The sequence below is a fragment of the Bacillus sp. AY3-1 genome (genome assembly GCF_008368785.1).
Lineage (GTDB): Bacteria > Bacillota > Bacilli > Bacillales > Bacillaceae_G > Bacillus_A > Bacillus_A wiedmannii.
In genome coordinates this window covers 541,369-567,046 of the sequence record NZ_QORZ01000017.1, presented here as the reverse complement: position 1 = coordinate 567,046, position 25,678 = coordinate 541,369, and the positions used below count along the sequence as shown (strand labels likewise).

Below are 25,678 nucleotides of genomic sequence, written 5' to 3'. Positions count from 1 at the left end.
AAAATGAGAATGTGAATAGGGGAGGAATGTAGTAATGAAAGTATCTTATCACGGGCATTCAGTTGTAAAGATTGAAACGAATGGAAAAGTGATTTTAATTGATCCATTTTTAACTGGAAATCCGACAACGGATTTAAAGGCTGAAGATGTCAAAGTAGATGCAATTCTTTTATCGCATGGACATGGTGATCATGTTGGAGATACAGTAGAGCTTGCGAAGAAAAATAATGCAGTTGTTGTGGCACCATTTGAACTAGCGACATTTTTAAGTTGGCAAGGTGTAAATACACATCCGATGCATATTGGTGGTTCGCATGAATTTGACTTCGGAAAAGTGAAGTTTACACAAGCATTCCACGGTTCTAGTTATATTGATGAAGAAAATAAGACGATTACATATACAGGTATGCCAGCAGGTATTTTATTTACAGCAGAAGAGAAAACTGTATACCATGCAGGAGATACCGCTCTATTCTCTGATATGAAATTAATTGGGGAACTGAATAACATTGATATAGCATTTTTACCAATTGGCGATAATTTCACAATGGGGCCAGAAGATGCTGTTTTAGCAGCAAAATGGGTTCAGGCGAAAACTGTTGTGCCGATGCATTACAATACGTTCCCAGTAATTGAACAAGACCCATATCAATTTGTAGAAAAGCTACAAAATTGTACAGGAAAAGTATTAGAAGCTGGAGAAAGTATTACACTATAGAAAAGAAACCCTTCATTTGAAAAGACAAGTGAAGGGTTTTTTACGTGTGTAGGACAGCTTTTAAAGGTTGTACTTGTTTTGATGATTTTTTTCTTTTTGGAAGTGGTTGTTCAGGTGCTTCATTCAATTCCATTGCAACTTTTTTTCCATCTACGAAAGCTAAAAATACAGCACCTACAACTTCTAATAATTTTTTCATCATATATCCGCTCCTTTGTTTCATTTCTTGTCTTCATTGTATATTGAAGCGGCTGGACAAACTATCGAACGAGATGACAATACCATTACATTGTTGTAATAGAAGAAGTAGTGTAATGTAAGGCGTATTTTGTTATAAAAAAAATAGTACAGATATATAAAGAGAGAGTGTAACAGTTTTGAAAATATAGTATACTGAAAATACAACACATGAAGAATTTAGGGAAAAGAAAGTATGGTGAAACCATTTGGCTACCAAGCATAACCAAATTTTAGAACATATTAATGGCCTGCCAGTAGGGCATAAAATTTCTGTAAGGCAAATTGCGAAAGATTTGAGTGTAAGTGAAGGGACAGCTTACCGTGCAATTAAAGATGCAGAAAATAAAGGATATGTTAGTACGATTGAACGTGTCGGAACAATTCGAATTGAACAAAAGAAGAAAGAGAATATTGAAAAGCTGACATATGCAGAAGTCGTTAACATTGTCGATGGTCAAGTACTTGGGGGCAGAGAGGGCCTACATAAAACGTTAAATAAATTCGTAATCGGGGCAATGAAATTAGAAGCGATGATGCGCTATACAGAAGCTGGAAACTTACTTATTATCGGTAACCGTACGAACGCACATCAATTAGCGTTAGAAGCCGGAGCTGCGGTATTAATTACGGGCGGATTTGATACGGAAGATCATGTGAAGAAATTAGCAGACGAATTAAAACTGCCGATTATTTCAAGTAGTTACGATACATTTACAGTTGCGACGTTAATTAACCGTGCAATTTACGATCAGCTTATTAAGAAAGAAATTGTCCTCGTTGAAGATATTTTAACGCCAATTGAAGAGACGTTATATTTAAAGCCGAATGATACAGTGCAGCAATGGCATGCGTACAATGAAGAAACGATGCATGGACGTTATCCAATTGTTGATGAAAATAAAAAGGTGTTAGGTATCGTAACTTCAAAAGATATGATTGGTGTCGTGAAAGAAACACCAATTGATAAAGTGATGACAAAGCATCCAATTACGGTAAACGGTAAAATGTCTGTCGCAGCTGCAGCACGTATGATGGTGTGGGAAGGTATTGAGTTACTTCCAGTTGTTGATGAAGGAAATAAACTGCAAGGAATTATTAGTCGTCAAGATGTACTTCAGGCGCTGCAAATGATTCAGCGTCAACCACAAGTCGGCGAAACAATCGATGATATTGTAACGAATCAATTTATGACGCCGAAAGAAGCGAAAAATGAACATTTATATCAATTTTCAGTGACGCCGCAAATGACGAATTCAATCGGAACGTTATCTTACGGTGTATTCACAACAATTGTGACGGAAGCAACGAATCGCGTTATTCGTGCGCAAAAGAAGAGTGATTTAATTGTTGAGAACTTAACAATTTATTTCGTAAAACCAGTTCAAATTGACAATGTTGTATCGGTTCATCCGAAAGTATTAGAAATTGGACGTAAATTTGGTAAGGTTGATGTAGAAGTACATCATGAAGGTAATGTCGTCGGGAAAGCATTACTTATGGTGCAGTTGATCGATAAATAAAAAGATGGAGCAGACCGCTTTGGTTTGTTCCATTTTTTTTAGAACGCTACATGAGGGAGTTTTAAAATGTAGTTAGCAACTGAATCTAGCATGCTTTGAATTGCGAAAGAGAAAAATAAATCACGTTCTGTTTCATATTTATAAATAGGAACATGTAATCACTTGAAGATGCTTGAACAATAATTGTGGAGGTGTCGAATGGGAGTAATAGTTCTCTTTTTAGGTGTAGTATTTGCAATAACTTTTTATGTGTTAACACATAGAAGAATGGATTCAAATAAAAAGAAATTGTATGTAGTAAGTTTGATTTTCGCTATTATTTGTTCCTTTGCCCCTACAACTGGAGAAAATAATAGCGATTTTCTTTACTTTGGTATACCAGCAGAAAATTTCATTTATTATGGTGGATGGGAAATTTCGTTTAATCCATTAGGCTTTTTCTTTAACTTTATATTGTTTTATTGGATTTTGAAGCTATTACTTAAGTTCAGTGGGCGTTTTAGTAGAGAAGTGAAAAAATAGAAGGATATGTATCAATGTGGATAGAAAATTGGTTGTTAGTCGATTACGCTACTAATCATTAAAAGATAAGAATAGTGTAATTGGATAGGGGAAACGATGCTTCACTATATGAACTAGGGGGAGAAGAATGGATTTTTACATTAAAGAGCAGTTATGTAAGCAATATAATTTAAATAGTCTTACGAAAGTTTCATTGTTACATGGGGGAGAAAATCAAACATATATATTCGAATCGGATAAAAATAAATTTGTGGTTAGGCAGTATAGAGAAGGACGTTATACAGCCGAGCAAATAGAAGCTGAAATACATTGGTTAATAGCGATACAAAAACAAATGTTAGTACCAGAAGTAATTGTCAATAAAAGTGGTGATTTGATTACACCTATTATGAAAGATGAAGGAAATATCCAGTATTTTGTCGTCTTTAGGTTTATAAATGGAAGTGAAATTATAAAACCAAAGGATAAAGATTATGAAAAACTTGGAGCATTAATGCGAATGTTTCATGAAAAAACAAATGGAGTGCTTAAAAGAGTGTCGCAAACTTGGAGAGGTTATGAAAGACCTATATATAGCGAGCAAAAGATGATTCATGAGCCTTTACAATGTTTATTAAATACTTCTTTTTTATCTTATGAGGATAAAAATAAATGCTTGAGAATTGCAGAAAGAATACAAGAACTTACAAACTCAATTCAATTGGGAGAAAAACAATTTGTTCACGGAGATATGCATTTTGGAAATATTCTTGTAGACAAAGAGGATTGGTATTTACTCGATTTTGATGAATGTGGATTTGGCTATAAAGAGTTTGATATTGGTGTTCCGAGATTACATTTAATTGCTTCGGGACAGTTAGAAGTTGTATGGGGGAATTTCATGATGGGATATGGGGAAAATATTTCGGAAACAGCTATTCGACTTGGGACTGCTTCGAGAATTTTTTATATGGCGGGAAAGATTCCGTTAAGGCTTGATATCGAGCCTATTAGAAAAGATCCCAGTGCTTTTATTAGGCGATATGTTCAGTATGCTGAAGAGGAATTATGTGGTGAGACAATTGTATAACTAAAAAACAGAATATTAATTCAATTGGAGTTTATACTATGTTACAATTTAATTGTAAGAAAATGGATTTCGGGAAGGTGGTATGCATTATGTCATCAGAAGTGCTCTTTTTTGGTGGGATCGCACTATTTTACTTTCTTGTGATGATACCGCTTCAATATTTATATTTACAAGGTTTACATGAAAAAAAGAAACGAACAGGATTATCTCAGCGAGAACTATATGAAAAAATGTCTTTTGAAGAAGAACAATTACATTTTCACGTACAAGGCAACCCCTTTAATATACCATCCGCGTTTGTTGCATATATGATTTTGAAAGTTAAGGGACGTAAAAAAGCATCACAACGTTGATGCTTTTTTGCACTGCTTCAGACAGATTCAGCTTCTTCAACTGCTAATGGTAAGAAATGTTTGTATTGGCGAAATCCATTAAATACACTTGCACTACCAAATAGAACAAATAAAACACCAACGATAATTCGAGCGGTTGAAAGTTCTAAAAAGAATTGGTTTAGCCCAAAGAATAAGACGAATGAACCAAGTGCCATTGCGGATTTTCCTGAGAGCCAACCTTTCTCCATTGGGCGGTTTGTACGAAAGTATTTTGTTTTGTAGAAGAGGTACAACATAAATGAGACGATAATACAGAAGACTAATACTGGCATCATGCACACTCCCATCGCTTTGTGAAAAATAATAGTAGAGAAAAAGAAATATGTAAACTTTCTAACTTTTATTATAAAGCAATTGTTCGCATGTATGAAATACTTTCCGTTATAATGGAGGATAAAGTGAAACTTTAATTAGTGTGAGGATGTTTCTACGCTAATGATTTGCCCGCACCAATCGGGCTTTTACTGCACGTTAAAGTGAAGAAGTTGAGTGAAAAGGAGATTATACATATGCATGAGCAAATTTTAAGAGCAATTAAAGAGTTTGATACAATTATTATTCATCGTCATGTGCGTCCAGATCCAGATGCATTAGGTTCACAGGGAGGTCTTGGTACAATTCTACAAGAATCGTTTCCAGAGAAAAATATTTATACGGTTGGGTACAATGAACCGTCACTAGAATATTTACGAGTAATGGATGATATTGAAGATAGTGTATATGAAAATGCACTTGTTATCGTATGTGATACTGCGAACCAAGAACGTGTTGACGATCAACGCTATGCAAAAGGGAAGATGTTAATTAAAATCGATCATCATCCGAATGAAGATCCGTACGGAGATATTACGTGGGTAGATACGACAGCAAGTTCTACAAGTGAAATGATTTATGAGTTTTACAGTTATGGAAAAGATAAAGGATTACAGATAACGAAAGAAGCAGCTCGTCTTATTTTAGCGGGTATTGTTGGGGATACAGGTCGTTTCTTATTCCCGAATACAACAGCGAAAACACTTTGTTACGTGAGTGAGCTTGTTGATATGGATGTGAAGTTCACAGATTTATACAATGAAATGTATAAGACGAAAGAAAAGATTGCTCGTTTAAACGGCTATATTTTACAAAACTTTACGATGGTAGAAGAAGGAGCAGCTTACATTAAATTAACGAAAGAAGTGTTAGAAAAGTTTGATGTACTTCCTTCTGAGGCATCAGGTGTTGTTGGAGCACTTGGTAATATTGATGGATTAAAGTCTTGGGTTCTATTTTTAGAGGAAGACGATGTGATTCGTGTTCGTCTTCGCTCAAAAGGACCAGTGATAAATAAATTAGCAATGCAATATAATGGCGGAGGGCATCCGATGGCTTCTGGTGCAAAAGCATCTTCTTGGGAAGAAGCGGATCGTCTTTTTGCTGATTTACGTGAGCTGTGTAGATAAGAGATTATATATGAAAACGAAAAGAAGGAGCGGCGGTAAAGCCCTCCTTCTTTATTTTTCTTTCTCTATCGTAATGCTAATTTCAAGCACTGTATCAAAAGATATCGTATCGACTTTGAAACGATATAGCCGATCGTAATGTTTGTACGTTTTGTTTTCGATTACCTTTTTGAGTAGGTCTTTATTTTTTGCTATACTTTGAATGTTTTTCGTTAAAAGATGTTGGAGGTCATTATGGATAGACGTAGTCATATTTTCGAGTGTAAGGTTGTCTAAATCGTATTTTTCTCGATTTATAAGTTTTATTTTAATCTCTTGAATAGTTAAGAGCCGTTTATTTTCTGTATTCAATTTTTCTTGATCTTCGAGAAGGACGTGGAGCTTTGCTTCTTGTTTTTCTATAATTTCTCGTTGCTCTGCTATTTTACTAGCTTGTTCTTCTTGAAAAACACCGTATATGTACAAAAAAACAAACCAGCTTAACACGCCTCCAACAGCAGCACCAGCTAAAACTAAATACCATTTTTTTGCTGTATTGGCACTTGGTACTCTCATACATGTTCCTGCGTTAGCCATTTAATAATAGTAAGACCTGTTTGCATACCACCCGTTGCGAAAAAGATAAGGAGAATTTGTTTTACGATATCTTTCATATCTCCGCCAAAGAAACTTCTTTCAAAGCTATAAAAAGTATCAAATGTTCCGCCAATTGCTGCAACGAGTGCCCAAATTCTTAAATTTTGGGCGAATTGATTAATGTAAGTTAGAGTTGGTTTTCCGATAAGAAATGCACCAAATCCACCAATTAATGAACCACCAAGTATAACCCCAAAGGCAATAAAATAACTAATAATAAGCAGAGAGAAAAAAGTATGTTCTCTTACATCCATCGTCATTCCCCTTTCTTCTTCATATATATGGACAAAGTATAAGAAGTATGTTTTGATTTCCGCTTTCCTCATCACCTATAATAAAAGTAGTCAGATTGGTAAAGAGAGGGTACAACAGTGAAGTTTGTGCATTTACAATGTCAAACCGTTTTTAGTTTATTAAAAAGTGCTTGTAAAATTGATGAGCTTGTAGTCAGGGCGAAAGAACTTGGTTTTTCGTCACTCGCTATTACGGACGAAAATGTTATGTATGGCGTTATTCCGTTTTATAAAGCATGTAAGAAACATGGTATACAGCCTATTATCGGCTTAACAGCTTCTATTTTTAGTGAAGAAGAGGAAAAATCTTATCCGCTTGTTTTACTTGCTGAAAATGAAATGGGCTATCAAAATTTATTAAAGATTTCTAGTAGCATTATGACGAAGTCAAAAGAAGGTATTCCGAAAAAGTGGCTTGCCCATTATGCGAAAGGATTAATTGCTATTTCACCAGGTAAAGATGGGGAAATTGAACAATTATTATTAGAAGACAAAGAGAGTCAAGCTGAAGAAGTAGCTCGCATGTATCAAAGTATGTTCGACAATTTTTATATGAGTTTGCAGCATCATGCGATTCAAGATGAACTGCTCCTGCAAGAGAAATTACCTGCATTTATGAGTAGGATAAATGTTCCAGTCGTTGCAACAAACGATGTACGCTACATCAATCAAAGTGACGCACTCGTTCATGAGTGCTTATTATCTGTTGAAAGTGGAACGAAAATGACTGATCCAGATAGACCAAGGTTGAAAACGGATCAATATTATTTAAAATCATCAGATGAAATGGAAGCACTATTTTCTCACGTAGAAGAAGCGATTTATAACACAGTAGAAATTGCAGAACGTTGCAGAGTAGAAATACCGTTTCATATAAATCAATTACCGAAATTTCCTGTTCCAGCTAACGAGACGAATGATATGTATTTACGCCGCGTTTGTGAAGAAGGCTTGCAGAAACGATATGGTACGCCGAAAGAAGTACATATAAAGCGTTTGAATCATGAATTAAACGTTATTTCTAGTATGGGGTTTAGTGATTATTTCCTCATCGTGTGGGATTTTATGAAGTATGCGCATGAAAATCATATTTTAACAGGACCAGGACGTGGATCGGCAGCCGGCTCACTCGTTTCTTACGTATTAGAAATTACAGATATTGATCCGATTGAATACGATCTATTATTTGAAAGATTTTTAAACCCTGAACGTGTGACACTTCCAGATATTGATATCGATTTTCCAGATATAAGACGTGATGAGATGATTCGATATGTGAAAGATAAATATGGTCAGCTGCGTGTTGCACAAATTGTAACGTTCGGGACGCTTGCAGCGAAAGCGGCAATTAGAGATATTGCGCGTGTAATGGGGCTTCCGCCGCGAGACATTGACATATTCTCAAAACTTATCCCATCAAAGCTTGGTATAACGTTAAAAGATGCATATGAGGAATCGCAATCACTCCGTGAGTTTATACAAGGGAATCTGTTACATGAGCGTGTGTTTGAAATTGCAAAACGTGTAGAAGGCTTACCACGTCATACGTCTATTCATGCAGCTGGCGTTATTATGAGCCAAGAGCCGTTAACCGGAAGTGTTGCAATACAAGAAGGGCATAACGATGTGTATGTTACGCAATACCCAGCTGATGCATTAGAAGAACTTGGTTTGTTAAAGATGGATTTTTTAGGATTACGTAATTTAACGTTACTTGAAAATATTATAAAGTTTATCGTGAAAAAGACGGGGACAAAAATTGATTTAAGAAATTTACCACTTCAAGATGAAAAGACGTTCCAATTGTTAGGTAGAGGGGATACAACAGGTGTATTCCAGTTTGAATCAGGTGGTATGCGAAATGTACTTCGCGGGTTAAAACCGAATGAATTTGAAGATATTGTCGCTGTTAACTCGTTATATAGACCAGGACCAATGGAACAAATTCCAACCTTTATTGAATCAAAGCACGGAAAAAGAAAAATTGAATATTTACATCCGGATTTAAAGCCGATTTTAGAAAGAACATACGGTGTAATTGTATACCAAGAACAAATTATGCAAATTGCGTCGAAGTTGGCGGGATTTTCGCTCGGAGAAGCAGATTTATTACGCCGTGCAGTGAGTAAAAAAAATCGTGATATTTTAGATCAGGAGCGTAAGCATTTTGTACAAGGCTGTTTACAAAATGGTTATGACGAGACATCCGCAGAGAAAATTTACGATTTAATTGTAAGATTTGCGAATTACGGTTTTAACCGAAGTCATGCTGTAGCCTACAGTATGATTGGATATCAGCTTGCTTACTTAAAAGCGAATTATACGCTGGAATTTATGACAGCATTATTATCAAGTGCAATTGGAAATGAAGATAAGATTGTGCAGTATATACGAGAAACGAAGCGGAAAGGTTTTCACGTTTTGCCGCCGTCTCTTCAGAGAAGTGGTTACAATTTCCAAATAGAAGGTAATGCGATACGTTACAGCTTACTTTCAATTCGAAACATCGGAATGGCTACAGTGACAGCATTACTCGAAGAACGAGAGAAAAAAGTATTTGAAGATTTATTTGAATTTTGTCTTCGCATGCCATCAAAGTTTGTAACAGAGCGAAATTTAGAGGCGTTCGTCTGGTCTGGGTGTTTTGACGATTTTGGTGTTTCGAGAACAAATTTATGGAAAAGCCTTAAAGGAGCGTTAGAGTACGCAAATCTTGCACGTGATTTAGGAGATGCTGTTCCAAAATCAAAATACGTGCAAGGAGAAGAGCTCTCTTTTATTGAACAATTAAATAAAGAGAAGGAAGCACTAGGTTTTTATTTATCAAGCTATCCGACAGCGCAGTATGTGAAGTTAGCGAAAGAATTAGAAATTCCATCTCTTGCTCAGGCAATGCGACATAAGAAAAAAGTACAAAGGGCTATCGTGTATATAACAAGCGTGAGAGTGATTCGTACGAAAAAGTTGCAAAAGATGGCGTTTATTACATTTTGTGATCAAAACGATGAAATGGAAGCAGTTCTTTTCCCTGAAACATATATACATTTCTCAGATAAGTTACAAGAAGGAGCAATTGTTTTAGTTGACGGCATGATTGAGCTTAGAAATCATAAGTTGCAATGGATTGTAAATGGACTATATCCGTTAGAAGAAATGGATGTGTATGAAGAAAAGAAAGATGCATCTGTTTACGTGAAATTGTCGTCTCAGTATGAGAAAAAGCTTTTAAATCAGGTTACTAAAGTATTGTTTGACTATTCAGGTTTTGCGAAAGTACTAATTTATTATGAAAAGGAACATAAAATGGTACAATTGTCTCGAAGTTTATCGATTCATCCAAGTGAAGAATGTTTAGGAGCACTTCGTGAAATTGTCGGGGAAGAAAATGTAGTTGTGAAAATATAATGGACAATTTCCCTACACTTCGATTATTATAGTAGTAGTGTTCGTGGTCAGACCACTTGGAGAAATTGATATCAGCTAGAATAATTTGAGGAGAGTGGATAGTTTGTCAACACTTCGTGAAGAAGCACTTCACATGCATAAAGTGCATCAAGGAAAATTAGAAACTGTATCAAAAGTAAAAGTAGAAAATGCAAAAGATTTAAGTCTTGCATATTCTCCAGGGGTTGCAGAACCTTGTAAGGAAATTTATGACGATAAAAGTAAGGTATATGAATATACGATGAAGGGAAATATGGTAGCAGTTGTGACAGATGGAACGGCTGTACTTGGTCTTGGTAACATTGGACCTGAAGCATCTCTTCCAGTAATGGAAGGTAAAGCTGTATTATTCAAGAGCTTTGCTGGTGTAGATGCATTCCCAATTGCCTTAAATACAAACGATGTAGATAAAATTGTTGAAACTGTAAAATTAATGGAGCCAACTTTTGGCGGCGTTAACTTAGAGGATATCGCAGCACCAAACTGCTTCATTATTGAAGAACGTTTGAAAAAAGAAACAAATATTCCTATCTTCCATGATGATCAACACGGAACAGCTATCGTAACAGTAGCAGGTCTTGTGAACGCGCTAAAATTAGTTGGAAAGAAAATGTCTGACATTAAAGTTGTCGCAAATGGTGCAGGTGCAGCAGGTATTGCAATTATTAAACTTTTATATCGCTATGGTGTACGTGACATTATTATGTGTGACCGTAAAGGCGCAATCTATGATGGTCGTCCTACAGGGATGAATCCGGTGAAGGATGAAGTTGCAAAATATACAAATAAGAATCGTATCGAAGGTTCTTTAGCTGACGTTGTACAAGGTGCGGACGTATTCATTGGTGTATCTGCAGAAGGTGCATTAACAGAAGAGATGGTTCGTACAATGAATGACGATGCAATTATTTTTGCAATGGCGAATCCAGTTCCAGAAATTATGCCAGAATTGGCAAAAGCAGCGGGCGCAGCTGTTGTTGGAACGGGTCGTTCTGACTTCGCGAACCAAGTAAATAATGTACTAGCGTTCCCTGGTATTTTCCGTGGTGCACTTGACGTACATGCGACACAAATTAACGAAGAAATGAAGATGGCAGCTGTACAGGCTATTGCTGAGCTTGTAGCAGAAGATGAGTTGAATGCAGACTATATCATTCCGGCACCGTTTGACGCGCGTGTAGCGCCTCAAGTGGCAGCTTACGTTGCGAAAGCTGCAATGGAGACAGGAGTAGCTCGCCGTCAAGTAGATCCAAATGAGATTGCTGAGAAAACAAAACAATTAGCGCTGATTGGTAAAGAATAAGCGAGGAATTTCCATTGACATCATCAAATACAAAAGTATATCTCGAAATTGTAAAAAAAATCCGTTCCATTATGGAAGAAGATGGATTGGTGGCGGGGGATCGTTTGCCGTCTGAGCGTGAGTTAAGTTCACGTTTAAACGTAGGGCGTTCCTCTGTAAGAGAAGCATTGCGTGCTTTAGAACTGGTAGGATTGATTGAAACGAGACGTGGTGAAGGGACGTTTATTCGAAACTTTTACGATAACGGTCTTGTACAATTGATTGCGCCGTTCTTGCTGCAAGATGAGAAAACAATTCGTGATTTATTACAAACAAAACGATTGCTCGAGAAAGATATGATTCGAATTGTATGTAATTTGCCGAAAGAAACGTTTTCTAAAGTGCTAAGAAAATTAAATCAAGTGCTTGAAGAAAATGAAAACTCAATTCCGATGCTTCATCAAACGTTCTTTAAAACACTCATTGAACAAGTCGATAATTATTTACTATATCGCATTTGGATGATCGTAAATGATTACGTATCAACTCTTTCTTGTGAAGTTTCAGGAGATTCTATCGATATGTATAGAAAGCTTTATGCTACTTTGGAAGAAAAACAAGAAAATGATGCACTAAAAATTTACGATGAATTAGTAGAGAATATACAGTTTCACTCGTAATGTATAAAATTTGTCGAAATGACCATGACACGTTATGACAAACATTCTATCGCGTAGCGGTTAAAGTTAAACGTAAAGAGTGAGGTTATTAGACAGATTGAGAAGATAAGGCTAACATCAAACTTTGGTGTTAGCCCAATTTTCTTCTTGCGCTAACCTTAGCTCTCAATGAAGGGGGTCAAATTGTGCTAAGAGATTTATTCGTGAAAAAGAAAAAGTACGCTGCAATACCTTCAGAACAAGTACGAAAAGATGTACCAGATGGCGTTATGACAAAATGTCCGAAATGTAAAAAAATCATGTATACGAAAGAGCTTCTAAAAAATTTAAAAGTATGTGTGAATTGTGGATATCATCATCCTATGAATGCATGGGAACGTCTTGATAGTATATTGGACGAAGGGTCATTCCGTGAGTATGACAAAGAAATGGTTTCATTAAATCCACTCGAGTTTCCAGGATACGAAGAGAAACTAGAGAGCGATCGTAAGAAGACTAAATTGAACGAAGCGGTTGTAACTGGTGAAGGAACAATTGATGACATGCTTGTTGTTGTTGCAGTAATGGATTCTCGTTTTCGAATGGGCAGCATGGGCTCTGTTGTAGGAGAGAAAATTGCCCGTGCAGTTGAAAAAGCATACGACTTACAAGTTCCATTTATTATCTTTACTGCGTCGGGTGGTGCCCGTATGCAAGAAGGGATATTAAGTTTAATGCAAATGGCAAAAACAAGCGTAGCTTTGAAAAAGCATAGTAATGCAGGAGGGTTATTTATTTCTGTTATGACTCACCCAACGACGGGCGGGGTTTCAGCGAGTTTCGCTTCACTTGGTGATTACAATCTTGCAGAGCCAGGTGCACTTATCGGATTTGCTGGTAGACGTGTAATTGAACAAACAGTGCGTGAAAAACTACCGGAAGATTTCCAAACGGCAGAATTTTTATTAGAGCACGGTCAATTAGATGCGGTTGTGCATCGTGATGATATGAGAGAATCGCTCCGTAAGATTTTAGAAGTTCATCAAGGAGGGGAAATGGCTGTATGGCAGAGCTAGAATTTGAGAAACCAGTTGTTGAGCTAAGAAATAAGATTCGTGAACTGAAAGACTATACGAAAAACAGCCAGATGGACTTCAGTGAGGAGATTCGTATTTTGGAAGACAAGCTAGAAAAATTAGAGGAAGATATATACGGCAATATGAAAGTATGGGACCGTGTTCAAATTGCTCGTCATGCAGAACGACCGACAACGCTCGATTATATTGAGCACTTATTTACTAATTTTTTTGAATGTCATGGAGATCGCCTATTTGGCGACGATGCAGCGATTGTCGGCGGCATTGCGAAATATAAGGGGATGCCTGTAACTGTAATTGGGCACCAACGCGGAAAAGATACGAAAGAAAATATTCGTCGTAATTTTGGGATGCCTCATCCAGAAGGATATCGAAAAGCACTGCGTCTCATGAAACAAGCGGAAAAGTTTAATCGTCCTATTATTTGTTTCATCGATACGAAGGGAGCCTATCCTGGTAAAGCAGCTGAAGAACGTGGACAAAGTGAGGCGATTGCCCGTAATTTATTTGAAATGGCGGGTTTAACGGTACCTGTTATTTGTATTGTTATCGGTGAAGGTGGTAGTGGTGGTGCGTTAGGTCTTGGAGTAGGAGATTACATTCATATGCTGGAAAATTCCACGTATTCTGTTATTACACCAGAGGGTGCGGCGGCAATTCTTTGGAAAGACGCTGGTAAAGCAAAAGAAGCTGCAGAAGCGATGAAAATTACAGCATTAGATTTGAAAGAATTAGGTGTAATTGACGAAATTATTCCAGAGGCAAAAGGTGGAGCGCATCGTAATATTTTAAAACAATCAGAAAATATAGATTTAATGCTTAAGAAAACTTTTGAACAATTAAGCGGAATTTCGAAAGATGAATTAATCGAAAAACGTTATGAAAAATATATGAAAATTGGGCAAGTTTCGTTTTCAAACGCTTCCATTGGGATAAAATAATAAAAGCGTGCGTTCCTCTTCGCGAATGCACGTTTTTATTATGAAAAGACACATCTTCTCCATTGTGTTTTTATATTTTTTCGTGTTATTTTATTATAAGGCAAATAATCTTTATGAGGTGAGTACAAATGAAACGTATTGGTGTATTAACAAGTGGTGGAGATTCACCTGGTATGAATGCTGCCATTCGTGCAGTTGTTCGTAAAGCGATTTTCCATGATATTGAAGTATATGGTATTTACCATGGATACGCGGGTTTAATTTCTGGTCATATTGAAAAATTAGAACTTGGTTCTGTTGGCGATATTATCCACCGTGGTGGTACGAAATTATATACAGCAAGATGTCCTGAGTTTAAAGATCCAGAAGTACGACTAAAAGGTATCGAGCAATTAAAGAAACACGGTATCGAAGGACTTGTTGTTATTGGTGGAGATGGCTCTTACCAAGGTGCTAAAAAATTAACTGAACAAGGATTCCCATGTGTTGGTGTACCAGGTACAATCGACAATGATATTCCTGGAACAGACTTCACAATTGGTTTCGATACAGCTTTAAATACTGTTATTGATGCAATTGATAAAATTCGTGACACAGCTACATCTCATGAACGTACATATGTTATCGAAGTAATGGGACGTCATGCTGGAGATATCGCATTATGGGCTGGTTTAGCTGATGGTGCCGAAACAATCTTAATTCCAGAAGAAGAGTATGACATGGAAGATGTTATTGCTCGTCTGAAGCGTGGTAGTGAACGTGGTAAAAAACACAGTATTATCATTGTGGCTGAAGGTGTTGGAAGTGCAATTGACATCGGTAAGCACATTGAAGAAGCAACAAACTTTGATACTCGTGTAACTGTATTAGGTCACGTACAACGTGGTGGATCACCAAGTGCACAAGATCGTGTATTAGCAAGTCGTCTTGGCGCAAGAGCAGTTGAATTATTAATTGCTGGTAGAGGTGGACGTTGTGTAGGTATTCAAGATAATAAACTTGTTGATCATGATATTATCGAAGCGTTAGCTCAAAAGCATACAATCGATAAAGATATGTATCAATTATCTAAAGAATTATCCATCTAATCGGCTTAGTGTCGGATATTTGGGAACGGTTTCATAATTTTCGGAGGTGCAATATGCGTAAAACTAAAATTGTATGTACTATAGGTCCTGCTAGTGAAAGTATTGAGAAATTAGAACAATTAATCGAAGCGGGTATGAACGTTGCTCGTTTAAACTTCTCTCATGGTAGCCATGAAGAGCACGGCGCTCGTATTAAAAACATTCGTGAAGCTTCAAAGAAAACTGGTAAAACAGTTGGTATCTTACTTGATACAAAAGGTCCAGAAATCCGTACTCACGACTTCGTAGACGGACAAGCTGAGCTTGTAACAGGTGCAGAAGTAGTTCTTTCTACTGAGCAAGTATTAGGTACTGCAGAGAAGTTCTCTGTATCTTATGCTGGTCTTTATGACGATGTAGACCCAGGTTCTCGTATTCTAATCGATGACGGTCTTATCGAACTAGAAGTAATCGAAAAAGCTGACGGAAACATCCGTACAAAAGTTTTAAACAGCGGAACTGTAAAAAATAAAAAAGGTGTTAACGTACCAAACGTAAGCATTAAGCTTCCTGGTATCACTGAAAAAGACGTAAAAGATATCGTTTTCGGTATCGAGCAAAAAGTTGATTTCATCGCAGCTTCATTCGTACGTAAAGCATCTGATGTATTAGAAATCCGTGAATTATTAGAAGGGCATAACGCTCAATACATCCAAATCGTACCAAAAATCGAAAACCAAGAGGGTATCGATAACATCGATTCAATCTTAGAAGTTTCTGACGGTTTAATGGTAGCTCGTGGTGATATGGGTGTAGAAATTCCACCAGAAGAAGTACCATTAGTACAAAAACGTCTAATCAAAAAATGTAACGTGTTAGGTAAACCGGTTATTACTGCGACACAAATGTTAGATTCTATGCAACGTAACCCACGCCCAACTCGTGCGGAAGCAAGTGACGTAGCTAACGCAATCTTCGATGGTACAGATGCAATCATGCTTTCAGGTGAAACAGCTGCTGGTCAATACCCAGTAGAAGCAGTAACAATGATGGCTAACATTGCAGTACGTGTTGAAAAATCATTACAATATGAAGATATGTTCAAAAAACGTATTAAAGAGTTCACTCCAACGATTACAGATGCAATTAGCCAATCTGTTGCGCATACAGCACTTGCTCTTGATGTAGCTGCAATCGTAGCTCCAACAGAAAGTGGACATACTGCGAAAATGATCTCTAAATACCGTCCGAAATCTCCAATCGTAGCTGTAACATCTGACGAGCAAGTAGGACGTCGTCTTGCACTTGTTTGGGGTGTACAAGCATTTATGGCTGGAAAACGTGCAGCGTCTACTGACGAAATGTTAGATACTGCAATTCAAACAGGTATGGATGCAGGTCTAATTGGACTTGGAGACACTGTAGTAATCACTGCTGGTGTTCCAGTTGCTGAAACTGGTACAACAAACTTAATGAAAATCCATGTTGTTGGTGAAGAAGTTGCGAAAGGACAAGGAATCGGTCGTAAAGCTGCAAAAGGTAAAGTAGTTGTAGCGAAAACAGCTGCTGAAGCTGTAGCGAACGTAAACAAAGGTGATATCCTTGTTACAACAAGCACTGATAAAGATATGATTCCTGCAATCGAAAAAGCTGCTGCTCTAGTTGTAGAAGAAGGCGGTCTTACAAGCCATGCGGCTGTTGTAGGTGTATCAATCGGTATTCCTGTTATCGTTGGTGTAAACGGCGTAACAGCAACTTTAAAAAATGGCCAAGAAGTAACAGTTGATGCAGCACGCGGAATTGTTTATAATGGACATGCGGAAGTGCTATAAGTAATACGAAGAGAAGGATCGGAGTCCTTCTCTTTTTTTTACACAAAAACGAGGCGGAATCAGCTTGAAACGCCCAGAATTGCGTTTAAAATCCGTTTGTTACGAGGTTCAATAGGGAAAGGTGTTTAGTTTCTGTGTAGCGTATACGGGCGCTCTGGGTTCTTTTAGAGTGATGCGTGAGAGGAGTGTAGAACTATGAAGTGGTTACTATTCTTGTTTATTTTAATACCGGCGATTGAGATTACAGTTTTAATTGGATCGAGTCATGTAATAGGTTTATGGTCTACGTTCGCTATGATTGTATTTACGGGTGTTGTAGGTGTCTATTTGGCGAAAAGACAAGGATTTAAAGTGCTTGGAGAGATTCAATCTAAGTTGAATAGAGGAGAAATGCCAGGAGGAGCGGTACTGGATGGTATTTTTATCTTTGTAGGAGGTATTCTTTTGGTACTTCCTGGATATGTAACGGATATAATAGGTTTTATCTTTGTTCTCCCTATGACGAGGACTTTGTTGAAGCCATTTGTTATGAAGTGGATGGAATGGAAGTTTAGAAAGAGTTCTACTATTATTGTGCAGAAATAGTGCTTAGATTATAGCGATCTAAGTACTATTTTTTTGCCCGCAAAAGGATGGGAGATGGATGAAGCTCTGTTAATTAAAGTTTTGCTGTATCATGCCTTAAAATTTGGTGAATGCGAAGGAGTTAAGTGGAAATCAGGCTGCTCATACAAGTCCGGTTGGTGAAAGTTAATAATCGGTGGTGGACAAAATCCTTACGAATCGTAGTTTTGCCTTATTATATTGGCTGTGTATTTTTCGATTGGATATGTAGGTGGTTCTTAATGAGTGTGTTGTAGGGAAATTCATAGGAACTCAAGCTGGTTTTTGTATATAAAAAGAATTAATTGGTATGGAAAAGTTAGATGCGAACAGGAAAATTGTTAGTTTAAGTCTCATTTTATACCGTTTTGTATATTTATTCATTTACATAAAAAGTAATAAATGTAAGTAATAATTATATAAAAAATAGAATAAATATGTAAAAATACCTCGAAATATGCGTTTTCAATGCAAAAAACAAGAGTATTATCCTTTTTGTGGGAAATCCTCTTGTTGCATGTAATGAGTGTGAAAAATAAGTACAAGGAATAATCAGTGGGAAATTCCCACTGATTACATGTAAGTTTTTGTTGTATATGAATTAGAAACTATTATTTTGAAGGTGAGCCTTTAATATATTTCCACAAATCATGGAATACACGAGCTTTGTGCAATGTATTAAGTAGTACTAAGATGACTGGACCGATGATTAATCCTAAAAAGCCAAAAAGCTTAAAGCCGACAAATAGAGCAATCAGTGTTGCTAATGGATCAAGACCGATATTGGAGGAAAGTACTTTAGGTTCCATAATTTGTCTTTGGACAATCACGACGATGTATAAGATGAGAAGACCGATGGCGAAAGCAGTGTCGCCGGTGAAAAATACGTATATAACCCAAGGAACGAAGACGGCGCCTGTTCCTAAATACGGGAGTAAATCTACAACCCCTGTAATAATTGCGATAGTAATGGAGTATGGTACGCGTAATATTAAAAGTCCGATTAGTACAATAACAGTTGTCATAGATACGAGTGTAAGTTGCGCTTTAACAAAACCAAATAAAGCTTTTCTTAAATCGACAAAAATAGTTTTTCCATAGCCATGAACACGATTCGGCAAAAATTTTCTTACTTTCTGAGCAAGACGGTGCCAATCGTAACTAATGAAGAAAGTGGCTAATAAAACGAATACAAGGACAGTTAAAGTTGTTGGTAATGCACTAATGAAATTTGTTAATCCGCTTATAATAGCAGTTAAAAGTTCTTTCATTTGCGTCGTTGCTTCGGTTCCTAAGTTTTGAATGTTTTGTGTAATCGTATAGCGCTGTGGTTCACCAAGATGATTAAATTTAGAAATTAAATCATCATAGAGAGGCATAATATGATTAAGTGCAAATTGCTCTGCGAATTTAACGATATCCGGAAACTTTACTGTAACAAGTTGTAGTAAGTATGTTGTGGCAGATATTGCTTCCGTTACAAGATATGTAACGAGTCCGACGATAGCTCCGAATACGAGAATTAAGCTAACGAGTACTGCTAGTGCGCGAGGAAATTGTAGTTTTTGATTAAGGAAATTGACGACGGGATTAATCAAATAAGCAAATGCGAAAGCGATAATAAAAGGGTAGATAAGTCCTGATATATATAGTAATGCATAGAACCCGGCTACCGTTGCTACAATGACAAATATGAGTCGCAATATCATATATAGTAAGTTTCGGTTCAAAGATGTATACCTCCCATTCCAATTTGGATTATCCTAATTCGTTCAACTTATAACGAGTGTGCTCCGCTGATTAAAGTTTCACTTTATGTTATAGTGGAATGATGGATTTTCCTGCTTTTTCAGTACATGAGTGACTGTAAAAGCTTGGTGTTGATGCTTCTACTATATGGTAAAAACTTCATTTTCTCTTCTTTTTATTTTACCTGTTTCTTATTAGAAAAGAAAGGAGAGACAATCGTTTTCAAAAATGTATACATGCTTAAATTTTTGATGATGAAAGTCTCATTTTAGCATTTTAAAATACATAAAAAATGAAGTGGTTATTGTTGAATATACATCGATATAGCATGTATAACGATAGGTTTAAAGGTATTTTTGTTTGGAAATGAGTTCATTATTTTCAGAAAGGAAGTGTAAACATGATTAGTCAGTCAACGTTATTTTTATTCATACTACTTATTATAGGACTTGTTGCTAAAAACCAATCGCTTACTGTAGCTATTGGTGTGTTATTTTTATTGAAATTTACGTTTCTAGGAGATAAAGTCTTTCCTTATCTACAAACGAAAGGGATTAACCTCGGTGTAACGGTTATTACAATAGCAGTACTCGTACCGATTGCAACGGGGGAAATAGGTTTTAAACAACTTGGAGAAGCGGCGAAATCGTATTATGCATGGATTGCTTTAGCTTCAGGGGTAGCGGTTGCTTTGTTAGCGAAAGGCGGCGTACAATTATTGACGACGGATCCTCATATTACAACTGCGCTCGTTTTCGGGACAATTATAGCGGTTGCTTTATTTAATGGAGTTGCTGTAGGTCCATTAATTGGGGCTGGAATTGCCTATGCAGTTATGAGTATTATACAGATGTTTAAATAAGGAATTTTATAGTAATATAAAATTTTTGAATTCTTTCTGTTCACAAAAGTCAGATAATTGTTTATAATAGGATTAGAAACTTTGAAAAGTTACATAACAGCAGAGACTTTACACCAGATAAAATAAAAACAACATAAAACAATTTTATAATGATATTGTTTTATGTTGTTTTTATCATAAAACTCTTCGGGATTAATTTTCCTCACTAACTTGTTGTTTTGAGCGTGAGGATTCGGGGAGACATTCACGCTCATGCTTTCCATGTAAACAATGGACAATAAGAGGGGAACATCGCAACAAATTTGCATGATCGTGCATTTTGCTTGCCTAAAGAGTGAACGGGCGTTCATAATTCAAAAGGGAAGCAAATAGATATAAGGAGCAAGGTTGGGAGAATTTTCAGGAAAAGGAGAGAATGTCATGACTGTTATTCGAGGTTTAGAAGGGGTAGTAGCAACAACATCATCTGTGAGCTCTATTATTGATGATACATTAACTTATGTTGGGTATAATATTGATGATTTAGCTGAGAATGCTACATTTGAAGAAGTAGTGTACTTATTATGGCATCGCAAGCTTCCTAATGAACAAGAACTAGCGAAATTTAAAGAGATTGTATCGGAATACTATAAAGTTCCAGGTGAGATTTTAACATATTTGAAACAAGTAGATTTAAAAATCGCACATCCGATGTCTGTTTTACGAACTGCAATTTCCATGCTATCATTATACGATGAGAGCGCTGAAATTATGGATGAAAACTCCAATTATTTGAAAGCGGTTAAATTGCAGGCTCAAGTGGGAACTTTAGTTGCTGCTTATGCAAGAATTCGTAAAGGTTTAGATGTTGTTGAGCCTAGAAACGATTTATCATTAGCTGCAAACTTCTTGTACATGTTAAATGATCGCGAGCCAAATGAAGTTGAAATTGAAGCTTTTGATAAGGCGCTTGTACTTCACGCAGATCATGAGTTAAACGCTTCTACATTTACTGCACGCGTTTGTGTAGCTACACTTTCAGATGTATATTCTGGTATTACAGCAGCAATCGGTGCGTTAAAAGGTCCTCTTCACGGCGGGGCAAACGAAAATGTAATGAAGATGCTAACTGAAATTGGCGAAGAAGAAAATGTTGAATCATATATTCATAATGCTCTTCAAAATAAAGTGAAAATCATGGGCTTTGGCCACCGTGTATATGAGCAGGGTGATCCGCGTGCAAAACATTTACGCGAAATGTCTAAGAGATTATGCGTGCTTTTAGGAGAAGACAAATGGTATAATATGTCTATCAAAATTGAAGACATTGTAACAAAAGAAAAAGGTCTTCCACCAAATGTTGATTTCTATTCAGCTTCTGTATACCATTGTTTAGGAATTGACCATGACTTATTTACACCTATTTTTGCAATTAGCCGTATGTCAGGCTGGTTAGCTCATATTCTAGAACAATATGAAAACAACCGTTTAATCCGTCCGCGTGCTGATTATAATGGACCAACACATCAAGTGTACGTTCCAATTGCACAACGATAAGCGAAAAACACTATTTTGATAGTGAAAATACGCTTTCAAAAGTCTGATTTTTTCGGAAAGACGTAATGATTAGAATATTTTAATTTAAATAACGGTTTGAACTGAGGGGTTATTCCCTCAGTTTCATACATATGAAATTTCAAACATGGGGGTTATCACATTGACGACAGGTGAAAAAATTACTGTAACTAATGGTGTTATGAATGTACCAAACAATCCGATTATTCCATTTATCGAAGGAGATGGAATTGGTCCTGATATTTGGGCAGCTGCATCTCGTGTACTAGAAGCAGCAGTTGAAAAAGCTTATGATGGTGAGAAGAAAATCGTTTGGAAAGAAGTGCTTGCAGGGGAAAAAGCATTCAACCAAACAGGCGAGTGGTTACCAGAAGAAACTTTAAATTTAATCCGTGAATATTTAATCGCGATTAAAGGTCCACTTACAACTCCAGTTGGCGGTGGTATTCGTTCTCTAAACGTAGCACTTCGTCAAGAATTAGATTTATATGTATGTCTACGTCCAGTTCGTTATTTTGATGGTGTTCCTTCACCTGTAAAACGTCCGGAAGATACTGATATGGTTATTTTCCGTGAGAATACAGAAGACATTTATGCTGGAATTGAATATGCACAAGGATCTCCAGAAGCAGAAAAAGTCCTTGCTTTCTTAAAAGAAGCAATGGGTGTTAATAAAATCCGCTTCCCAGAAACATCTGGTATTGGTATTAAACCAATCTCAGAAGAAGGGACAAAGCGTCTTGTTCGTGCTGCAATTCAATATGCAATTAACGAAAAACGTTCTTCTGTTACATTAGTTCATAAAGGAAACATTATGAAATTTACAGAAGGTGCTTTCAAAAACTGGGGTTACGAAGTAGCGGAACAAGAATTCGGCGATAAAGTATTTACTTGGGCTGAATATGACCGTATCGTTGAGAAAGATGGTAAAGATGCAGCGAATAAAGCGATGGCAGACGCTGAAGTGGCTGGGAAAATCATCGTAAAAGATTCTATTGCAGACATCTTCTTACAACAGATTTTAACTCGTCCACGTGAGTTCGATGTTGTTGCAACAATGAACTTAAACGGAGACTACATCTCTGATGCACTTGCTGCACAAGTAGGTGGAATTGGTATTGCACCTGGTGCAAACATTAACTATGTGACTGGACATGCTATCTTTGAAGCTACACATGGTACAGCTCCAAAATATGCAGGTTTAGACAAAGTAAACCCATCTTCGGTTCTTCTTTCTGGTGTATTATTATTAGAGCACTTAGGATGGAACGAAGCTGCGAAATTAGTAACTGATTCAGTTGAGAAAACAATTGCTTCAAAAGTAGTAACTTATGATTTCGCACGCTTAATGGAAGGTGCAACAGAAGTGAAATGTTCTGAGTTCGCTAATGAACTTATTAAAAACATGGATGTAGCGATAATCAAAAACGCATAATTAAAGCGGGGGGTAAATTATGACAATCAAACGCAAGAAAGTTTCAGTCATCGGTGCAGGATTTACAGGAGCAACAACAGCATTCTTATTAGCACAAAAAGAACTTGCAGATGTTGTATTAGTGGACATTCCACAACTGGAAAATCCAACAAAAGGGAAAGCGTTAGATATGTTAGAAGCGAGCCCAGTACAAGGTTTTGATGCTAACATTATTGGAACATCTGATTACGCAGATACTGCTGATTCTGACGTTGTCGTTATTACAGCAGGTATTGCACGTAAGCCTGGTATGAGCCGTGATGACTTAGTAGCAACAAACTCTAAAATTATGAAAAGTATTACGCGCGACATTGCAAAACATTCACCAAATGCGATTATTCTTGTATTAACAAATCCAGTTGATGCAATGACATATTCTGTATTTAAAGAAGCAGGATTCCCGAAAGAGCGTGTTATCGGTCAATCGGGCGTATTAGATACAGCTCGTTTCCGTACATTTATTGCACAAGAATTAAATCTTTCTGTGAAAGACATTACAGGATTTGTTCTTGGTGGACACGGTGACGATATGGTACCTCTTGTACGTTATTCTTATGCAGGTGGCATTCCGTTAGAAACGTTAATTCCGAAAGAGCGTTTAGAAGCAATCGTAGAACGTACCCGTAAAGGTGGCGGCGAGATTGTAGGCTTATTAGGAAACGGTAGTGCATATTACGCACCAGCTGCTTCTTTAGTTGAAATGACAGAAGCAATCTTAAAAGATCAACGCCGTGTATTACCAGCTATTGCGTACCTTGAAGGTGAATATGGTTATAGCGACCTTTACTTAGGCGTACCAGTAATTCTAGGTGGTAACGGAATTGAAAAAATTATTGAGTTAGAACTTCTTACAGATGAAAGAGAAGCGTTAGATCGCTCTGTAGAATCTGTACGTAATGTAATGAAGGTTCTTGTTTAATAATTAAATATAAGTAGAAAAAGATTCGGGGCCCCGAATCTTTTTCTACTATTTATTCAAATGTTTTTTTGAAATAATATGAAAACGCTATCATTTGGTGTATCCTATAATGAAACTATAGATTTATACTATACATTGCCCTCATCATAGTAAATTTCGGATCAGGTATCGCTATTAGTAGGATAATAAGGTGAAAAAATCGGAGGGGGTTGTAACATGTTAAAGAAAAAAGTTCAAATTGGTCGTAGAATGGATGAAATTACAGTAGGAGAGAAATTATCTATCACTGAAAAAATTGAGGATAAAGATTTGTTATTGTACTTAGGGTTAACGAATGATGCCAATCCATTATATATTCAGCATGATTACGCATCCCAAACTCCGTATGAAAAGCCGATTGTACCAAGCATTATGCTAACGGGAATGATTACAACGGCAGTTACGAAATATTTACCAGGTCCAGGCAGTCATATTACTAGGAAGGACCTTACGTTCGTGAAGCATGTTCATCATTATGAAACGTTACAAATCCATTTTGAAGTTGTGGCTGTTTCTGAGGAGGAACATACAATTGATATGCTTGTATCTGCTCATGATGAAAAAGGAGAAACGGTTGTAAAGGGTTCTTTAACAGTAACGCCGCCTTTTAAATCAGTTTCTATTATGGAAAAAGCATTAGATAATTTTTAAAACATGAAAATATGAATAGCGCTAGCATACCTTACTATAAGGGGCTAGCGCTATTTTTAGTTGAAAAATCCTTCTTTAAACCCTTCGGAAAATTCTGAGCAACCTGTTTTAATCGTATCCCAGCTTGGTACGTTAAAAGTAAGGAAACATGTTACTACTAAAGTTAAAATAGGTAGTAATACTCGCATAATAGCCTCCTGAATCGTATTTATTTATATATTTAAATTAATAATATATTTATTGGTAATTGAAGTCAATGAAAGGGGTGTTTTTAAGGTGAAGTGGAAGAGAGAAGACATTATTTTTGAAACGATAAGAGAAGCTGAAGTGTGGGCAGAGGGGGTCGCGAATGAAATGTATGGAAGACTATTTGATGGATATGAAACACTGGACTATAAAATAGCGTATGCTCTTTCGTTTTTCCTAGCGCAGGAGAGGGGATTTATGGTTCATAAGGAAAAATACTTTGAAAAAGGTAGGTTTATCTACCGAATTTGGATAGTGGAGAGGGAGAGAGAATGAAGTTTTAATTGCTTTTATTTTCGAAGTATTAGTAGAAACGAGCTCCATGTATAGACAATTATATTGAGAGGTACCTTATTTTCTAGTATGATGAGAATAACGGGGAAAATACTAGGATGAAGAAGGTTTCAAGTCTATAACTTGGAGG

At 36.7% G+C, this 25,678-nt stretch carries 26 protein-coding genes; 20 read left to right on the top strand and 6 right to left on the bottom strand.

The genetic code is table 11. The features are described 5' to 3' along the window. The first annotated feature begins 34 nt into the window (after positions 1 to 34). On the top strand, positions 35 to 718 hold the full coding sequence (locus DN389_RS18455; protein WP_073516700.1) for a metal-dependent hydrolase: 684 nt from the start codon (positions 35 to 37) through the stop codon (positions 716 to 718). Positions 719 to 758: 40 nt separating this feature from the next. On the opposite strand, the gene DN389_RS28480 is transcribed toward DN389_RS18455, so the two are convergent. Then, entirely contained in the window at positions 759 to 920 is a 162-nt protein-coding gene (locus DN389_RS28480) for a hypothetical protein (protein WP_048544377.1), read from the bottom strand. Between the two features lie 244 nt (positions 921 to 1,164). Here DN389_RS28480 and DN389_RS18450 point away from each other — a divergent pair, with 244 nt between their 5' ends. The 4 genes from DN389_RS18450 (at position 1,165) to DN389_RS18435 (ending at position 4,422) form a co-directional block, all read left to right on the top strand. Next, a complete protein-coding gene (locus DN389_RS18450) occupies positions 1,165 to 2,478 on the top strand; it encodes a CBS domain-containing protein (protein ID WP_000201566.1) in 1,314 nt (437 codons plus the stop codon). A gap of 198 nt (positions 2,479 to 2,676) precedes the next feature. Further along, positions 2,677 to 3,000: a hypothetical protein gene (locus DN389_RS18445; protein WP_064449248.1), complete on the top strand. Its 324-nt coding sequence runs from the start codon at positions 2,677 to 2,679 to the stop codon at positions 2,998 to 3,000. A 127-nt stretch (positions 3,001 to 3,127) separates the two neighbouring features. Then, positions 3,128 to 4,069 carry a phosphotransferase enzyme family protein gene (locus DN389_RS18440; RefSeq protein ID WP_149237448.1) on the top strand — a complete coding sequence of 314 codons (942 nt, stop codon included), beginning with the start codon at positions 3,128 to 3,130 and terminating at the stop codon, positions 4,067 to 4,069. A gap of 89 nt (positions 4,070 to 4,158) precedes the next feature. After that, positions 4,159 to 4,422 carry a DUF3949 domain-containing protein gene (locus tag DN389_RS18435; RefSeq protein WP_142954177.1) on the top strand — a complete coding sequence of 88 codons (264 nt, stop codon included), beginning with the start codon at positions 4,159 to 4,161 and terminating at the stop codon, positions 4,420 to 4,422. Between the two features lie 17 nt (positions 4,423 to 4,439). On the opposite strand, the gene DN389_RS18430 is transcribed toward DN389_RS18435, so the two are convergent. Then, entirely contained in the window at positions 4,440 to 4,736 is a 297-nt protein-coding gene (locus tag DN389_RS18430) for a YtpI family protein (protein ID WP_149237447.1), read from the bottom strand. 237 nt (positions 4,737 to 4,973) lie between these two features. On the opposite strand from DN389_RS18430, the gene DN389_RS18420 reads away from it, so the two are divergent. Next, positions 4,974 to 5,906, top strand: coding sequence for a DHH family phosphoesterase (locus DN389_RS18420; protein ID WP_218943859.1), 933 nt, complete (start codon positions 4,974 to 4,976; stop codon positions 5,904 to 5,906). Between the two features lie 51 nt (positions 5,907 to 5,957). Here DN389_RS18420 and ytrI read toward each other — a convergent pair whose 3' ends face one another. After that, on the bottom strand, positions 5,958 to 6,461 hold the full coding sequence (ytrI, locus tag DN389_RS18415; protein WP_046958744.1) for a sporulation membrane protein YtrI: 504 nt from the start codon (positions 6,459 to 6,461) through the stop codon (positions 5,958 to 5,960). Beyond that, positions 6,458 to 6,871 (bottom strand): sporulation membrane protein YtrH, encoded by a 414-nt coding sequence (gene ytrH / locus DN389_RS18410; protein ID WP_073516695.1) that lies wholly within the window; start codon positions 6,869 to 6,871, stop codon positions 6,458 to 6,460. Before ytrH ends, ytrI begins: the two co-directional genes overlap by 4 nt. A gap of 42 nt (positions 6,872 to 6,913) precedes the next feature. On the opposite strand from ytrH, the gene dnaE reads away from it, so the two are divergent. The 8 genes from dnaE to DN389_RS18370 all read left to right on the top strand — a co-directional run bounded on the left by dnaE (position 6,914) and on the right by DN389_RS18370 (position 17,742). Beyond that, positions 6,914 to 10,240 (top strand): DNA polymerase III subunit alpha, encoded by a 3,327-nt coding sequence (dnaE, locus tag DN389_RS18405; protein WP_149237444.1) that lies wholly within the window; start codon positions 6,914 to 6,916, stop codon positions 10,238 to 10,240. Positions 10,241 to 10,373: 133 nt separating this feature from the next. Next, the gene (ystJ, locus tag DN389_RS18400; RefSeq protein WP_161796084.1) at positions 10,374 to 11,582 is read left to right on the top strand and encodes an NADP-dependent malic enzyme; all 1,209 of its coding nucleotides are present in this window, start codon (positions 10,374 to 10,376) and stop codon (positions 11,580 to 11,582) included. 14 nt (positions 11,583 to 11,596) lie between these two features. Then, on the top strand, positions 11,597 to 12,241 hold the full coding sequence (locus DN389_RS18395; protein ID WP_000204434.1) for a FadR/GntR family transcriptional regulator: 645 nt from the start codon (positions 11,597 to 11,599) through the stop codon (positions 12,239 to 12,241). Positions 12,242 to 12,426: 185 nt separating this feature from the next. Next, a complete protein-coding gene (gene accD, locus DN389_RS18390) occupies positions 12,427 to 13,296 on the top strand; it encodes an acetyl-CoA carboxylase, carboxyltransferase subunit beta (RefSeq protein WP_000942866.1) in 870 nt (289 codons plus the stop codon). Then, positions 13,284 to 14,258, top strand: a complete 975-nt coding sequence (accA, locus tag DN389_RS18385) for an acetyl-CoA carboxylase carboxyl transferase subunit alpha (RefSeq protein ID WP_000818786.1) — start codon at positions 13,284 to 13,286, stop codon at positions 14,256 to 14,258. The genes accD and accA overlap by 13 nt, the downstream gene beginning before the upstream one ends. 128 nt (positions 14,259 to 14,386) lie before the next feature. Continuing rightward, a complete protein-coding gene (gene pfkA, locus DN389_RS18380) occupies positions 14,387 to 15,346 on the top strand; it encodes a 6-phosphofructokinase (RefSeq protein WP_000821162.1) in 960 nt (319 codons plus the stop codon). A gap of 53 nt (positions 15,347 to 15,399) precedes the next feature. Continuing rightward, positions 15,400 to 17,157, top strand: a complete 1,758-nt coding sequence (gene pyk, locus DN389_RS18375) for a pyruvate kinase (RefSeq protein WP_001232679.1) — start codon at positions 15,400 to 15,402, stop codon at positions 17,155 to 17,157. Between the two features lie 195 nt (positions 17,158 to 17,352). Beyond that, entirely contained in the window at positions 17,353 to 17,742 is a 390-nt protein-coding gene (locus DN389_RS18370) for an FxsA family protein (protein ID WP_000871635.1), read from the top strand. 629 nt (positions 17,743 to 18,371) lie between these two features. Here DN389_RS18370 and ytvI read toward each other — a convergent pair. Continuing rightward, positions 18,372 to 19,490, bottom strand: a complete 1,119-nt coding sequence (gene ytvI / locus DN389_RS18365) for a sporulation integral membrane protein YtvI (RefSeq protein ID WP_149237443.1) — start codon at positions 19,488 to 19,490, stop codon at positions 18,372 to 18,374. Between the two features lie 419 nt (positions 19,491 to 19,909). On the opposite strand from ytvI, the gene DN389_RS18360 reads away from it, so the two are divergent. The 5 genes from DN389_RS18360 (at position 19,910) to DN389_RS18335 (ending at position 25,008) form a co-directional block, all read left to right on the top strand. Then, on the top strand, positions 19,910 to 20,371 hold the full coding sequence (locus tag DN389_RS18360) for a DUF441 domain-containing protein (protein ID WP_000625511.1): 462 nt from the start codon (positions 19,910 to 19,912) through the stop codon (positions 20,369 to 20,371). A gap of 387 nt (positions 20,372 to 20,758) precedes the next feature. Next, positions 20,759 to 21,907, top strand: coding sequence for a citrate synthase (gene citZ, locus DN389_RS18350; protein WP_000503659.1), 1,149 nt, complete (start codon positions 20,759 to 20,761; stop codon positions 21,905 to 21,907). Between the two features lie 160 nt (positions 21,908 to 22,067). After that, positions 22,068 to 23,360 carry an NADP-dependent isocitrate dehydrogenase gene (gene icd, locus DN389_RS18345; protein ID WP_000206896.1) on the top strand — a complete coding sequence of 431 codons (1,293 nt, stop codon included), beginning with the start codon at positions 22,068 to 22,070 and terminating at the stop codon, positions 23,358 to 23,360. A gap of 19 nt (positions 23,361 to 23,379) precedes the next feature. Continuing rightward, entirely contained in the window at positions 23,380 to 24,318 is a 939-nt protein-coding gene (mdh, locus tag DN389_RS18340; RefSeq protein ID WP_098189835.1) for a malate dehydrogenase, read from the top strand. A 216-nt stretch (positions 24,319 to 24,534) separates the two neighbouring features. Then, entirely contained in the window at positions 24,535 to 25,008 is a 474-nt protein-coding gene (locus tag DN389_RS18335) for a MaoC family dehydratase (protein ID WP_000914190.1), read from the top strand. Positions 25,009 to 25,064: 56 nt separating this feature from the next. On the opposite strand, the gene DN389_RS28855 is transcribed toward DN389_RS18335, so the two are convergent. Then, positions 25,065 to 25,196, bottom strand: a complete 132-nt coding sequence (locus DN389_RS28855; RefSeq protein WP_081252558.1) for a hypothetical protein — start codon at positions 25,194 to 25,196, stop codon at positions 25,065 to 25,067. A gap of 88 nt (positions 25,197 to 25,284) precedes the next feature. Between DN389_RS28855 and DN389_RS18330 the strand changes: the two genes are divergently transcribed. Continuing rightward, a complete protein-coding gene (locus DN389_RS18330) occupies positions 25,285 to 25,530 on the top strand; it encodes a hypothetical protein (protein ID WP_098189834.1) in 246 nt (81 codons plus the stop codon). Positions 25,531 to 25,678: the final 148 nt, after the last annotated feature.